12 protein-coding genes and 1 tRNA gene are annotated in these 15589 nt (G+C 56.8%); 9 read left to right on the top strand and 4 right to left on the bottom strand.

The features are described 5' to 3' along the window. Positions 1–143 precede the first annotated feature (143 nt). The 4 genes from P0120_00685 to P0120_00670 all read right to left on the bottom strand — a co-directional run bounded on the left by P0120_00685 (position 144) and on the right by P0120_00670 (position 2500). Positions 144–219: transfer RNA gene (locus P0120_00685), tRNA-Thr, on the bottom strand. Between the two features lie 904 nt (positions 220–1123). After that, entirely contained in the window at positions 1124–1357 is a 234-nt protein-coding gene (locus P0120_00680; protein MDF0672845.1) for a hypothetical protein, read from the bottom strand. A gap of 581 nt (positions 1358–1938) precedes the next feature. Beyond that, positions 1939–2166, bottom strand: coding sequence for a hypothetical protein (locus P0120_00675; protein MDF0672844.1), 228 nt, complete (start codon positions 2164–2166; stop codon positions 1939–1941). Next, the gene (locus P0120_00670; GenBank protein ID MDF0672843.1) at positions 2144–2500 is read right to left on the bottom strand and encodes a BrnT family toxin; all 357 of its coding nucleotides are present in this window, start codon (positions 2498–2500) and stop codon (positions 2144–2146) included. Before P0120_00670 ends, P0120_00675 begins: the two co-directional genes overlap by 23 nt. Positions 2501–3021: 521 nt before the next feature. Here P0120_00670 and P0120_00665 point away from each other — a divergent pair. From P0120_00665 to P0120_00625, 9 genes are all read left to right on the top strand, one after another. Next, the gene (locus P0120_00665) at positions 3022–3222 is read left to right on the top strand and encodes a hypothetical protein (GenBank protein MDF0672842.1); all 201 of its coding nucleotides are present in this window, start codon (positions 3022–3024) and stop codon (positions 3220–3222) included. Between the two features lies 1 nt (position 3223). Further along, on the top strand, positions 3224–3640 hold the full coding sequence (locus P0120_00660; GenBank protein ID MDF0672841.1) for a PIN domain-containing protein: 417 nt from the start codon (positions 3224–3226) through the stop codon (positions 3638–3640). Positions 3641–3812: 172 nt separating this feature from the next. Then, positions 3813–4130, top strand: coding sequence for a hypothetical protein (locus tag P0120_00655; GenBank protein MDF0672840.1), 318 nt, complete (start codon positions 3813–3815; stop codon positions 4128–4130). Between the two features lie 242 nt (positions 4131–4372). After that, complete coding sequence (locus P0120_00650) at positions 4373–4612, top strand: hypothetical protein (protein MDF0672839.1); 240 nt, start codon at positions 4373–4375, stop codon at positions 4610–4612. A 67-nt stretch (positions 4613–4679) separates the two neighbouring features. Then, complete coding sequence (locus tag P0120_00645; GenBank protein ID MDF0672838.1) at positions 4680–5105, top strand: hypothetical protein; 426 nt, start codon at positions 4680–4682, stop codon at positions 5103–5105. Between the two features lie 588 nt (positions 5106–5693). Then, entirely contained in the window at positions 5694–6245 is a 552-nt protein-coding gene (locus P0120_00640) for a hypothetical protein (GenBank protein MDF0672837.1), read from the top strand. Next, on the top strand, positions 6242–6496 hold the full coding sequence (locus P0120_00635; protein MDF0672836.1) for a hypothetical protein: 255 nt from the start codon (positions 6242–6244) through the stop codon (positions 6494–6496). Before P0120_00640 ends, P0120_00635 begins: the two co-directional genes overlap by 4 nt. Positions 6497–6588: 92 nt before the next feature. Further along, the gene (locus P0120_00630; GenBank protein MDF0672835.1) at positions 6589–6948 is read left to right on the top strand and encodes a hypothetical protein; all 360 of its coding nucleotides are present in this window, start codon (positions 6589–6591) and stop codon (positions 6946–6948) included. 716 nt (positions 6949–7664) lie between these two features. Continuing rightward, positions 7665–15470, top strand: coding sequence for a SpvB/TcaC N-terminal domain-containing protein (locus P0120_00625; protein ID MDF0672834.1), 7806 nt, complete (start codon positions 7665–7667; stop codon positions 15468–15470). Positions 15471–15589 lie beyond the last annotated feature (119 nt).

Here is a 15589-nt window from a genome sequence, read left to right as displayed (position 1 = left end):
GAGAGGAATCGAACCGTCCAACCGTCGCCGCTCGGCTCTGAAACCTGCCTCGCCGCTCCTGCGGAGGGGGCCAGCCCCCTCGCATGCTCCCCACGAAGGGGCCACATCCCCTTCGGATCCCCTGGTTGGAGGTTCGCTTCTTGTGGAGCTGGCGAGAGGAATCGAACCTCCAACCTGCGGTTTACAAAACCGCTGCTCTGCCGATTGAGCTACGCCAGCATCATAACGATATTAAGGAGTTCCAGTTCTACAGACTCTCAGCCTTGGGGTCAAGTGTTCTGGGCGTGTTCTCCTGGAGAGATTTCCCAAGCTTGCTTGCGGCCTGTGTAAGGTCCTCCTCTCTGATCTGATTGTATTGTTTCCACATCTGCGGGGACGTATGGGCTACAATCTGCATGGCTGTAGTTGTATCAATTCCAGCTCGCCGTAGGTTTGTTGCAGCACAATGTCGAAGGTCATGGAAGCGAAAGTCACTTAAGCCTGCCTCTGTCAGGGCTGTTCTAAAGGCCGTGCGAAAATCCCGCAATGGTTCCCGATTGTACAAAAACACGTGTCTCGTTGAGAGACTTCGTACTTTTGCTAACCGGTGCAATGTTGCTTTGACGTCTGGGGTCATAGGAACTTGTCGCGGCTTCTTTGTCTTGGTGTCTTGGCTCTGCAGGGTGATAAAGCCTCTCTTCAGATCTATGCGGTCCCACGTTAAGCCGACTATTTCACTGAGACGTTGCCCAAGTTGGTAAGCTGTCAACGGCACTGGACGAAGGTGAGGCTTTGCCACGTGATAGAGCCTGCTCCATTCCTCCTCGGTCAGTACTCTGTCTCGTGCGTTCTGCGGATCGGGTAGAGGAACCCTCGAAGCTGGGTTAGCCTGCAATAACCCTCTTCGAATAGCCCCGTTGAGACAGTGCTTGAGCACAATATGGTCATTGTTCACCGTCTGAATGCTGGGCTTGCTTCCGTCTTTCTTCGTTCGTTGTGCTCGGAAGGCTTCGACATCACAAGGCCGGATCTCCGTTAAGACCTTGCCACCGAAGAAGGGGATCAGCTGCCGCTCCATGATTTCGAGTCGATCTTGATAGCTGCGGAGCGTCTTGACTGATTCGAGCTCCAGGTAGGCCGTTGCCTATTCCTTGAAGAGAATCGGCTTGGCCTGTTCGGTTTTCTCGTGGCCTAAGAGCAAACGGGTTTTGATCGCGGCTTCCATCTCGCGAGCGATCGTCTTGTTCAGACACCCCACTTTCCATCGCTTTTTTCTGGCACCGGGGACGCCACTCGAGAGGCTCCACGACTTGCCGTCCGCACTTTCAATCACGCGGAATTCGACATAGTAGCTATCGCGCCGCTTGGTGAGTCCCATGGTTGTCTCTCCGTGGTGTGACCGTGTGTTGATCGATCCAGGCGTCCAGCTGAGCCTGCTTGAATTTCACAAGCCGCCCGATTTTGACGTACCCCAGTTTCCTCGCGGAGACCCATCCGCACAGGGTCAATTTGGATATGCCTAAATACTTCGCGGCCTCATCCATTGTCAAAAGGTTATGCATGGCATTTCAGACAGACGTTTCCTTCATGTTCTACCATTGAGGTCGGATGCGGCGACGACACCTTCGCACACCTCTCGCGAGTGGAATTTATGAGAGGGTTCAGAATTTATGACCATACCGAATAAGTAGGGGAGGGCGAATAAAGGCGAAGTGTCGGACGAGTTTCTATTGAGTGGTCTCTGACTTGCGTTGGGGGAGGGGCTTCGGAAAACATGCCTCTGAGGCACCGCGTCCGGAGACGCCGTGCCATCTGGAGTTGGGCACCGTCGTGTCGCGCAACGCGGCCCGACCGTGCGGATGCGTTTGTCGACGACGGAGACGTTTCTTGAGTCAATCAACCGGGGGACAGTGAGTGGCACACCGTTCACCCGAACGCTCAGATAGCGTGGGCGCGTGGTTACGAGGCCTGTTTCATGCTCTCCAACCCACGGAGAATGAAGACGCGCATCAGGACCTGATAGGGAATGCCTTGATGGGCCGCTAGCGCCTTTAGCTCTTTGAGGGTGCGCTCGTCGAGGGCCACACTTGTCGGCTTCTTCTTCGCCGTCTTGTACCGTCGCATGGCCGCGAGCACATGCTCGGGCGCGAGGTCAAACGGGCCCTTATAGGTCGGGGAAGATTTCACGCGCCATCGTGTCATATTGGCTTCGCTCCTTTCGATGCGCCGGGCGGGCGCTGATCACGCGGATCTTGCTTCCTCGTAAGGTAAAGGCGATCTGCAGCACGCGTCCACGATCCGACTGACCCACCAGTCCCAGGCGCAGTTCGTTGACAACGGGGCTGGTTTGTACGCCGAGTGGGACGGCTCGTTTTCGCCGAAACACGCTCTCCACCTCGTCCGTGGTCACATCGTGCTTGGTCGTATTCTTGGTGCGGTTGCCCTGGTCCCATTCGAACACGAACGTCGTCGTGTCCAAGATCCAGATCAACAACCATTCGACAAACAGCCATGTCGCCATACGCCACTATCAATGCACTATCATAACACTATTCTATGAAACATACCAGGGATTCCGCACACGCGTCGTGCCAACTCGGTGCACCGTCGTGTCGCGCAACGCGACTGGACCGTGCGGAGACAAGAGCCGTCGCCCATTAGGGGGTGTGGCACGCCCAAAGCAACCGCGCCACCGTGGACGGTGTCACGGGTGCAGTCGTGCATGGCCACAGATTCAGAAGATGTGTTGCGCCCCCGCGTCGGTGAGGGGCGCAACAATGTGTTGAGAAGAGGTCGGTGCGCGAGTCCGGTGTCTGAGTCCGTTCATGACCGGTTTGGCTCTTCCGCGGAAGATCGAAGAAGAGAACGGAAACTCTCTCATAGGCCTCTTGTGTTGGACCCATCGTTACGCGTGAGGGTGTATGATCCGGTGTGTTCGGTGTGCGTATGCGTGTGGCGCCTGGACACATCGCCTGCTGCATTGACTGATCATGTTCATGCCTGATAGGATTATGTACATTCTCGAAGAGCCGGGGAGGAACCATGAGACACAGCGCCGCGATCCGACACAAACATCTCCAACTCGATCAAGCGAAGCTCACGCGCGCGAAGACCGTGCTGGGTGCCAAAACGGAGACCGAAGCCATCGAACGTGCCCTCGCGCTCGTGGTAGAGGAGCACATGCTCGACCAACCGTTGAAGCGGGCGAAGGGGCGCATGCAGCTACGAAAAGTCTATCGGTGAGATGCGGCGCCTCATTCTTGACACCAACCTCTACATCGACTGGTTTAACACTGGTGCGCACGAGCCGCTCCTGTTTCAATCCGACGCGGTCAAAATGATGAGTGCCGTGGTCATGATGGAGCTGTTAGCCGGTGCGCACGCCGTCCGAGATCGGACCCGTCTGCACGACCTGTTTAGAACCTTTCGGAAACTTGATCGGCTGCTCGTCCCGTCTGCCGAAGTCTACGAAGAAGCCGGAGGAGTCTTACGGGAACTTCAAGCCGCCCATGGATACCGTCTCCGACAGGCTCATTCACTCACCAACGACGTCCTCATTGCGCTGTCGGCCCGTACCGTTGGGGGAACCGTCGTCACGCAGAATCAACGGGACTTTCTCGCCATCCAGTCCATCCGTCCCTTCAAACTCAGTCTGGTCTAACAGTTGCCGGGATCGTCCGATCGTTTCGTCCGGCGCGGCGTGAGGCGGCTTCGTTCCCGAGAGGCGTGATGGGGAGAGCCTCTTCCTTGGGCGGCCTGTCCATGCCCATCACCGGAGGATCGCTGGACGCGTGAGCTCGCTGCGACGTGCTTGATCCACCAGAGTGTGACGGGTGGACCGGTCTTTCCTGGTGGCCTGGGACGGCATGCGACACAACGGGCCGCTTCCCTCACCATCTCCGACCTCGATAGACGAGACCTATGTCTTGCAACCCAGTCAGCCGTTCGGCATTCCACTGCGTTCAACGACAATCTGGATGGGTGCGTCGTCGCCTGCTGGCCGACAACCGCGTCAAGCTCAAGTCCGCCTCGAAGCCGACCCGTTGACCCTCTTCCGCCTGGACGAGCGTGCCCCATTCTTGTTGTCCTATGAGCACAGGACCTTCTCGCCTCGTGTCATCCCTCTGATCGCCTGTGCTCTCGATGCGTGAGGCCCGGCTGGTGGTTCGGTGCCTGTGCGCATCCGGCCGCCGCCCTGGCTTTTCACCGGCGGGCTGCGTCGATCATGCCCACGCGCCGCCAGAACCCGCGTCGTCTTCCGCGGGCATTCCTCCGCATCGTGCCCGCCGGCCCGCCAGGGTGCGACGTCCTCCCCATCTCCTTTGTCGTTGCTGTGTGGCCTCCACGCCTGGTGAGAGGCCAACACATCAACTCTAACCAAAGGAGACAACACATGGCACCTCAAGACAACAAACCTAAGCCGGTCACCACGCTGCGATGCAGCAGCATCAAGGCGAGCATTTGGAAGAACGAAGGCGTGAAAGGCCCGTTCTACAACGTGACCGTGGCCCGCGCGTACAAGGCGTCCGATGGGACCGTGAAGGATGCGGAGTCCTTCGGCCTGGCGGACCTTGACGCACTCGTCGTCGCCCAACAGGCGAAGGTCTGGGTCACGGAGCGGTCGGGTCGCTGACCGCAGTGCGGAAGCCTCAGGCCCTCCCGCCGGGGGCTTCCTTCGCTCGAAGAAAGGAAACAAGACAATGAAGAGCTATCAGGAATTTGCGAAGCACCTCGATCACCTGCTTGGCGGTGCGACTGCCGTCCGCATCACCGTACCCGACTACATGCCGCTATCGGTCGAGAAGATCGGATCAAGCGAGGACGGCAAGCGACTGGTCTCGCTGTGTCACTACGGCGAGCAAAACGGCGATCTCATGCGTGATCCCGATCTCGTGTTTCTGTTCCACGACCTGCCCGACGGCGCGGCGGCCGAACCGGTGTCATTCCGAAACGATTACCTGGGGATCTCTCAAGAAGTCTATCGGTATGACGAGGCGGGTAGGCGCATCCACGTGTTTCCCACGCTGAAACAGGACTTGAAGGAGTTTGCCCAGACCTGGTTTGCCAATCTTCAAGAGCAGGGATTCTTTGCACCCACCGCGGTTCGAGAGATCTTGTCTCCATGACCATTCAAGGGGCTCGATGCCTACGGGGTTCTTGCGGGGACGGGAACGCGAAGCTGACTGGAACAGGAAGGGGACGGCACCGCGCACGCGCCGTGCGGGGACAGGACCGTGTCGGACGAGTCAGGAATGTGGCCCGCTCTTGGGCAACCGCGCCACCTCGGAAAGTGTCATGCTCGCATTCGTTTGTGGCCACACACTCGGAAGTTCGATTGTCCTGTTTGCACCCCTTCCTTCTTCTTGACGGAGTGTCCTCCTCCGATCGACCAAGGGGGCGAGGAGGCACCACGTTCGACGATGACTCGCTTACCAGGCCTCCAGGCGGCACCAGGGATAATCCTATCCCGGCCGGTTCGTAGCGAGTTGGGCGGGTTTTCAACGGATGTCTGCGGCCTTGATCCGAGTGTGAGGATTCAAGGAGAGAGGTCGATTTTAAGAGGTTGCAGGATATGGCTTTTGCCCGTAGTTGTCTTACATTATGGGTTTATTGTATTGATGTGCCCATGTTCTTTGACCCTCCGATGACCAGAATCAGACGCAGGTCGGTGAGGGGCGTAGAGTGTCTCGACTTGGGTTGGTGCGGGTGAGTTAATGGGGCAGACGGTAAAACGGACGACTACGATCACGGTGGATCTTGGTGAGCTGAACGGGCCCTGGCGGGCTTGGTGTGACGAGCGCAAGCTAACGCCGAGCCATGCCCTGCGGAACGCCCTCCGGCAGGCCATGGACCGGGGAGCCACGCGGGCTTCTGTACCTCGGCTGCGCGTCACGCCGAAGCGAGAACGAGCGACCGCTCGCATCGAACTGAACCTGACGACCTCAGAGCTCGCCGCCCTGAAGAAAATGGCCGGACACGAAGGCTATGTGCCGACCAAATGGGTGGTAGCGATGGTGCGCACCAAGTTGACCGGGCAGCCGCAGGTCGGACAGCCGGAATTGGAGACATTGGCCCGGTCGAACCAACAGCTGCTTGCCTTGGGGAGGAACCTCAACCAGATTGCGAAAGTCTTGAATACCGCTCCTCAAAACCGGACAGCCTTTCGGGTCGAGGTCATCACCGAACTCTCTCGCGTGATCCAGGCCCATACGAAGAAGGTGTCCGATGTCTTACGCGGGACCGTGGAGCGATGGCAGCTCCAATGACTCCACCAAGCAACCAGATCGACAAGAAGCTCGATGAGTGGGGGAGTCGGCTCTTCAACGTCTCAACGGAGACCCTCCCACGGCCGCGTCGCAGCTCGCGCATGCCTCTTGGTTCAGCCAAGCCTGTGAGAGCCAGCAGAGGGCTCAGCACGCCGCAGGCTCGGGCAACCTACGTGCGGCAGAAACTGCAGGCCATGGTCCGCCGCGCGCCGCAAGTCGTGGTGAAGCTCGTCAGGGCGCCGAAGGGATGAAGGGCATCTCGAACAACCTCTCCTACATTTCGCGGGATGGCCAACTCGTGATTGAGGATCAGGACGGCTAGGTAATCCGGGGAAAAGAAGCGGTGGCCGATCTGAAAGCCGAATGGCGCGATGGCGGGATGCCGATCGCGGCGGACTCCACCATGCGCGATGCCTTTCCTCTCGTCCTCTCCATGCCGATACGCACCGATCCACTGTCGGTCCAACGGGCGGCGCGTGACTTTGCGAAGCGGGAGTTCTCAGGGTTTCAATACGCCATGGTCCTCCACACGTTCGAGACCGATCCAGATCCGCACCCCTCTCCGCATCCGCATGTCCATCTGACGGTCAAAGCTGCGGGCCTCGATGGGATGCGCTTGAATCCGAGAAAGGCGGCTGGCCGCTGTGAGGCGACAGCGAAAGTCCTGTCGCACCTTCACTCAATTATCCTTCTAAGTAGATGACATATGTCGACACAGTCGGAAGATTCAAGGTCACTACCACAAGTGGTGGCCTGCTTCTGCCACAGCGGACGCCTAAGAAATAGGCAACATGCTGAATGGGCCTGTGCTTCGCGGTGACGCTTGCGCATCACTCGACTTGCTCACAAAGTTATCCCCAGAAGATGTGGACGCAGAGCTGAGCGTGATGGCCTCGCTCTCGTGCTGCTGAGTGTTGTATAGGCGATGGGTTGAACATATTTCGCAGCATCAAGAGTCTTATCGACATCTGCTGTCCGATATTTTGATAGCCCTGAATCTTTTTCGATTCAGGTAGACCACAATTCGATACACCCTGGGTCATCGCATTCCCCGCGCTCGCTCGAAAACGAATTCCAGATCAGTCGGTTACGTACGTACTAGCCACAGCACGAATTTTGCTGTTCTGATCGCGATATTGTGCCGACCAATTCAGAAATATTTTTCTGGAAATGGTGATGGGATTGCGGTAAGGAGTTCGTCATCTTTCTCATCAAGATTTCTTGTCTCGTGAAGATCCAGTTGATGCTGGTTGGAAGGAGTGGATGATCGTGCAGGTAGGGAAGCAGCCGGTCCCGCCAAACCACTCCTCAGGTTCTGGTCAGTTAGCAACGTCATCCACTCAAGCATCTCAAGAAAAGCCTTTCCATATATCTGCTCCCACAATTTCACTTCCCAAAGGCGGCGGAGCTATCCGTGGCATGGGCGAAAAGTTCGCGGCAAACCCCGTCACCGGAACCGGCTCGATGACCGTGCCCATCGCCACCTCTCCCGGTCGCTCAGGCTTCGCTCCGCAGCTCTCGCTGTCTTATGATTCCGGCGCAGGCAACGGCCCATTCGGTTTCGGCTGGAGCCTGTCGCTGCCGGCTATCACACGTAAGACAGATAAGGGATTGCCTAAGTATCTGGATGCGGATGCGGAAGACTCGGATGCCTTTTTGCTCTCCGGATCCGAAGATCTCGTTCCAACCCTGGTCAAGACTGCGGCTGGCAAATGGGAGCCGGAAGATATCCCTGACAGAACTGTCGGCGGTCAGGTCTACCAGATTCGTTGCTACCGTCCCCGTATTGAAGGTCTGTTCGCCCGTATAGAACGATGGAACAATCAATCAGATCCCACAGATGTTTTCTGGCGGTCAATTTCAAAAGACAACATCACCACATGGTACGGGAAAACGGATGAAAGCCGCATTGCCGATCCGAACGATAAATCCCGCATCTTCAGTTGGTTTATCTGCCAGAGCTATGACGACAAGGGCAACGTCATCGTCTATCACTGCAAGTCTGAAAATTCCGACCAGGTTGATCTGACGCAGGCGCATGAGAAAAACCGGACGAATAACAATACGGTTAAAGGAGATGAATACAAGGCAAATCGCACTGCGAATCGGTATCCAAAGCGGATTTGCTACGGTAATCGGGAACCCTACTTGCCCAAATTAACCGCAACCGAATGGCCGCAGCCACCCGATCTGAATTCAGCAGGCGTCCAACCCAATTATTATTTTGAAGTGGTGTTCGACTATGAAGACGGCCATTGCAGCGAAGCTGCCCCTGATGCCGAAGGCCGTGTCTTTGCCCAGGCGGAATGTAACCCACCTGCCGGCGAAAAGTGGTCGACGCGCCTCGATCCCTTTTCAACCTATCGCGCCGGCTTTGAAGTCCGGACCTACCGTCTCTGCCAGCGTGTGCTGATGTTTCATCATTTCCCTGACGAACTGGGCACCCCAGACTATCTGGTCCGATCTACCGACTTGACCTATTCCTACGAAGACCATCCGACGGACGTCCGCAATCCCATCTATTCCTTTCTGAATTCAGTCAGCCAATCGGGCTACCTGCGTCAGGGAGCCACCTATCTGAAGAAATCTCTACCGCCCGTTGAATTTACGTATAGCAAGCCAGAAGTCCAGGATCTCATTGAAGAGGTTGACCCCGAAAGTGTTGAGAATCTTCCCGTCGGCCTCGACGGCTCGGTCTACCAATGGACCGATCTTCATGGAGAAGGCATTCCCGGCATTCTCACGGAGCAGGCTGGCGCCTGGTACTACAAGCGTAACTGGAGCCCTATCCCCGACAAGTTGCTGGACGGCAGCGAAGTCGTGAAGGCGAAGTTCTCAGCCCTCGAAACGGTTGCGTTGAAGCCCAACATCCCCCTCAGCAGCGGCGCGCAGTTCATGGACTTGGCCGGAGATGGCCAACCTGACCTTGTCACGCTGGATGGCCCAACGCCTGGCTTCTACGAACACGATGACGCCGAGGGATGGGAGACGTTTCGACCATTCGCAGCTCGCCTGAACCGTGATACTCGCGACCCGAATCTCAAGTTCGTGGATCTCGACGGCGATGGCCATGCCGACGTGCTGATCACCGAAGACGACACGTTCGTCTGGCATCCATCGTTAGCGGAGGAAGGCTTCGAGGAAGCCTGCCGAGTGTCGCAAGCCTGGGATGAGGAAAAGGGGCCTCGGCTCGTTTTTGCCGATGGCACGCAATCAATTTACCTCGCTGATCTCTCAGGCGACGGCCTCATGGATCTTGTCCGCATCAGAAACGGCGAGGTCTGTTACTGGCCCAACCTCGGCTATGGACGCTTTGGTGCTAAGGTGACGATGGACAATGCGCCCTGGTTTGATCAGCCGGATCTCTTCGACCAAAAGCGAGTTCGCCTGGCCGACATCGATGGCAGCGGCACCACCGACATCATCTATCTGCACGTGGATGGCGTGCGCCTCTACTTCAATCAATCAGGCAATAGCTGGAGCCAACCACAGACGCTGAATGTCTTCCCGCACATCCATGATCTCCTGAGCCTCGTTCCCATTGATCTGCTCGGCAATGGCACCGCCTGTTTGGTCTGGTCTTCCTCATTCCCGCAAGACTCCGGACAGCCCATGCGATATGTGAATCTGATGGGAGGACAGAAGCCGCATCTGCTCATCAAGACGCTCAACAACCTCGGTGCCGAAACTCGCGTTGACTACGCGCCCTCGACCAAGTTCTACCTCCAGGACAAGCGCGACGACAAACCCTGGATCACCCGGCTCCCGTTTCCCGTCCATGTCGTCGAGCGGGTGGAGACCTGGGATTGGATCAGCCGCAACCGCTTCGCCACGCGTTATGCCTACCACCATGGCTATTTCGACGGCGAAGAGCGTGAATTCCGAGGCTTTGGAATGGTCGAACAGTTCGACACTGAAGAGCTGGCTGCCTTCACGGAGAGCGGCGATTTTTCTAACGCGACGAACAGCGATCCCATCTCGCATGTGCCACCAGTCAAAACCAAGACCTGGTTCCATACGGGAGCGTATCTCGAAGGCGAGAAGATTTCCCGCCACTTCGAAGAGGAGTACTACCGGGAGGGTGATGTCAGTGACAAGGTTGCTGGACTCACCGATCTGCAACTCGAAGCCATGCTGCTGCCTGATACGGTCATACCAACCACGGTGAAGCAGAAAGATGGCACGTTGACTCCGTGGTCTCTCACAGCTGACGAAATCCGAGAAGCCTGCCGCTCGCTCAAAGGTTCCGTGCTCCGTCGCGAGATCTATGCGCTCGACGGCACTGATGCGGAGGATCGTCCCTATAGCGCGACAGAGCAGAATTACACGATCGAGCTGCTCCAGCCCCGAGGCAATAATCAGCATGCCGTCTTTTTTACTCATGCCCGTGAATCTATCGATGTTTACTATGAGCGAAAACTAGTCGATGTAGGCGGAAAACTCATTGCGGACCCTCGTGTCACACACGCCATGACGTTGGAGGTGGATAGTCATGGCAATGTTCTCAAGGCCGTTGCGATCGGGTATGGGCGGCGGCCAGGTCTCAGTCCGCTCGTTGGGGACGACAAGGGCAAACAAGAACAGATCCACATCACGTCGACAGAGAACGAATTCACGAACCCTATCGATGAGGCGAATGCCTATCGAGCGCCGCAGCCAGCCCAGGCACGGACATACGAGATCCTCAAGACTGTACCGGACAGCAATGAGCCTTCGATCACAAATCTATTCCGTTTCGATGAACTGCGCAACAAACTGGATCAGGCGGCTGACGGTATCCATGATCTGCCGTACGAAGATGTGGACGCCGCCGGAGCGATAACGGCTCATCCATACAGGCGCCTCATCGAACACATCCGATCACTCTATCGCAAGGATGATCTGACCGGGTTGCTCGCCCTGGGGAAGCTGGAGTCTCTTGCTCTGCCAGGAGAGAGCTACAAGCTTGCCTTGACTCCAAGTCTCGTGACCCAGGTGTACGGAGCGCGGGTGACGAATACGATGCTGGCGGACGAAGGGAAGTATGTCCATAGCGAAGGCGACAGCAATTGGTGGATACCCTCAGGCCGAGTATTCTTCTCAAATAACCCGGCAAATGTGGGTGCCCTGGAATTGGCCGAGGCGCGAGCGCATTTTTTCCTTCCATGCCGCTATCGCGATCCTTTCCATACGACTGCGGTCCCGACAGAAACCATTGTGACCTATGACCCGTACGATCTGTTGGTTCATCGTACGAACGATGCGGTCGGGAATATCGTTTCTGCGGAACACGACTATCGGGTTCTTCAACCGAGATTGCTGATTGATCCCAATGGAAATCGGACCGCAGCCGCATTCGATACGCTGGGCTTAGTCTTCGCGACTGCTGTGATGGGGAAGCCAACACCAGCGACGGTAGAAGGAGACTCATTGACCGGCGTTGTCGCCGATCTGACGAGAGCGCAGGTCGACGGTTTCTTCAATGCCGGCGATCCGCATGGACCGGCGCCAGGACTTCTGGGAGATGCCACGACTCGTGTTGTCTACGATCTTGATCGATTCCTCCGGACACAACAAGACTTTCCCACAGGTCGCGACAAATGGCTGCCTGCGTTTGCCGCCACCCTCGCCCGCGAAACACATGTGCGTGACCTTGACCCTGGACAACAGACGAAGATCCAAGTCAGTTTCAGCTACTCGGATGGATTCGGCCGCGAGGTCCAAAAGAAAATTCAGGCCGAGCCGGGCCCAGTCATCGATGGAGGACCGGTCTCCACACCTCGATGGGTCGGCAGCGGCTGGACCATCTTCAACAATAAGGGCAAGCCGGTAAGGCAATATGAGCCTTTCTTTACCGCCACACACCACTTTGAGTTTGCCGTGAAGGTGGGGGTGAGTCCGGTTCTCTTCTACGATCCCGTCGAGCGGGTCATTGCCACGCTGCATCCTAACCAGACCTACGAAAAAGTCCGGTTCGATCCATGGCAGCAAGAGACCTTCGATGTGAACGATACGGTCGCTTTGAAAGGCGATGTGACAGGCGATCCACGAACCGATCCGGACGTGAAAGGTCTTACCGAAAAATATTTCCTGACACAACTGCCAGGCTGGCAGACGTGGTATCAGCAACGCATCGCCGGTGCCAAGGGAACAGCGGAAAAAGATGCGGCGACGAAAGCGGAAAAACATGCCAATACACCGACCATCGTGCATCTCGATGCGTTGGGCCGCCCGTTCCTCAGTGTCGCAGACAATGGACCCGCAGGCCTGTATCAGACTCGCACTATTGTAGACATCGAAGGCAACCAGCGAAAGGTCATCGATGCCAAGGGCCGCGTCGTCATGGAGTATGACTATGATGTGCTCGGAACGCGCATTCATCAGGCGAGTATGGAGGCAGGCGAGCGATGGATGCTTAATGATGTGTCGGGAAAGCCGATCCGTTCATGGAATAGTCGTGGCCACAGTTATCGGATGGAATATGACCAGCTTCGACGCCCGGTGCGGACGTTCGTGACTGGCACCGATCCCATGAGTCCAACGAAAGAGATCCTGCTCCAGCGGACGGTCTACGGGGAGGGGCAGGCTGGCGATCTCGCCAACAATCTTCGGACAAGAGCTGTTTGGCAATTCGACAGTGGCGGGATGATCAAGAGCGAGCGCTATGACTTCAAGGGCAATCTGCTCCAAGGCACTCGCCGAATTGCCAAGGAATATAAAAGCCAACAGGACTGGTCGGTAATTGAACCGTTGCTGGCCGTCTCTTCAGTCAATGAACCGGCCTTGAATGGTGCCTTGGCAGGGCTCCTCGAAGCAGACCAATTCATTTCCACTACCACAGTCGATGCGCTCAATCGTCCCGTCACCATGACGACGCCAGATCTCAGCGTCTATCGACCGATGTTTAACGAAGCCAATCTGCTTGAGAAGGTCACGGTGAACCTGCGTGGCGCCGTGACTCAGACACTGTTCGTCACAAACATCGACTACAACGCCAAAGGTCAGCGCACAAATATCAAATATGGCAACAGCACGAAGACTGAATATGTCTACGATCCGGATACATTCCGACTCGTCAATCTCAAGACCACGCGGTTGTCAGACAACGCGCGATTCCAAGACCTCAGCTACGCCTACGATCCAGCCGGTAACATCACGCATATCGGAGACGCAGCCCAACCGCCTATCTATTTCAATGGCGCGGTCGCTTTACCGCAGAACGATTATACCTATGACGCGATCTATCGGCTGATTCATGCGACGGGGCGTGAGCACATCGGGCAGGTGGTCCAGCCGGAAACGACGTGGAATGACGAGTGGCGTGTCAAGCTCGCCCATCCGCAAGACGGAAACAAAATGCGTAGCTACACCGAAAGGTATGAATACGATGCTGTCGGGAACTTCGAACAAATGTTTCATCAAGCGGCTGGTGGCAATTGGACGAGAACATACACCTATAACGAAATGAGCTTTTTAGATTCCTCCATGAAGACTAACCAGCTCACGAGCACCACAATCGGACCCACAACCGAAAGCTACTCGTACGATGCCCATGGCAACATGTTGAAGATGAATCATCTCGCCAAGATGCAGTGGGACTGTCACGACCAATTGGCGCAGGTCGACCTCGGCGGCGGCGGAACTGGGTACTACGTCTACGATGCGACAGGACAACGCACAAGAAAAGTGATCGAACGACTAAGTGGCGAAATAGAAGAACGATTTTACCTGGGCGGATATGAACTCTATCGCGAACGCACCGGCGCAGCCATTTCACTCGAGCGCGAAACAGTACACGTCATGGACGACAAGCAGCGCATCACGCTCGTCGAAACTCGCACGAAGGGGGAAGATGGGTCGCCTGCCCAACTGGTGCGTTATCAGTTCAGTAATCATCTCGGTTCAGCATCCTTGGAACTGGATTTGTCGGCACAGGTGATCTCTTACGAAGAGTATTATCCTTACGGCTGTACATCGTACCAGGCGATGAATTTGACTATCAATGCTGCGGCAAAGCGGTATCGGTATACGGGGAAGGAGCGGGATGAGGAAACAGGGTTCACCTATCACGGTGCTCGGTACTACGCACCGTGGTTGGAACGCTGGGCGAGTTGTGACCCAACGGGAATTGCGACCGGCCTGAACTTATATGCATACGTAGCCGAATCGCCAATCTCCAAGGTCGATCCAAGCGGACTTGCGGATACGCCACCCGCGCAACTGCACCTCATCGAGCAGACTAACATCGACACACATGCGACCAACAGTGGGTATTCCCAGGAAAAAACGATCCAACGCTATACCCGGAATATGGCTGCGTGGTTTCACGAAAACCCGGATGACTACCAAGCTGGCCATCACAAGGATACGCCACAATGGAGTTCGCCTCCGGGCGCTGCGCAGAAAATCGGACCCCAGCACACCCTTGCAAATAATCAGCAGTCCCAACAGGAAGCGGCAGATCGCGCTGCCGCAGCTAATGCAGATCAGTATGTGCGCACGGCGAGAAAGCACACTGGTCCGCCGGTCGCCAATCCACCGGCCACTCAGTTGCCCAGTGCCGTCAAGGACATCGCCGCGCAAGATCGGGCGCAGCTTTTGGCCAATGGTCGGCGCAGTCCGATGGCGCCCGCACCTGCAGTGCCTGCGCCGACCGCGCCACCATCAGCTCAGTTGGAACTTCGTCCCGCAAATTCGTCGGCTGCAGCAACTGCCACGCAGGATGCCGCTCCCACGCCAAGCGTCTCCGCAGTGTCCTCGCCGAAACCGACAGCGCCTCCTGCCGCATCTGCACCGGCTTCTACTTTTGCACCGAAGAGTCCCACTCAGGCAGCTGGTGGATGGCGGGCCGGTGCAGTGGGGGTGGTTCGCAACTTTGCGCGCAATCCGCGACCCGTCGTCGTTGGCACCGCGACCGCGGCAGGTGGAGTCCTGGTGCGTACATTTGTGCCCGGCGCCGCCGAAGTCACCGAAACAGTTGGGGCGGTGGGTGTGCGAGGGGCAGCGCGTCTGGCGGTTGCGGCTGGCGCCGAAGGTGGGTTAGTGGCGGCTTCCGCAGTCGGGGGTGCCGCGGTCGGCTATGGCATTGAAAAGGCGTACCCCGGGTATACGCAGCACGCGGCGAATGTCGGAAGCCGTGTAGAAGCAGCCACCGGAAGCACAGTTGCGGGCGGAATCGCTACAGTTGTCACTGTTGTACCTGGCTATTGGTTAGCGACGAAGGCGTACGACTGGGTTACGCACTAATGACAATAACGATAACAAAGTGCTGATTAAGGCAAGAGAAGAAAAGGGGACAGGTGGCTTAAAATTGGAAGAACCTCAATTAGCTAACGATAGCGATCAGCTGCTCGAAGGAGAACTCC

The sequence above is a fragment of the Nitrospira sp. genome (genome assembly GCA_029194675.1).
In the GTDB taxonomy this organism is placed as follows: domain Bacteria; phylum Nitrospirota; class Nitrospiria; order Nitrospirales; family Nitrospiraceae; genus Nitrospira_D.
Note: the sequence above shows the minus strand (reverse complement) of the source record. Positions and strands in the feature narration are given on the sequence as shown.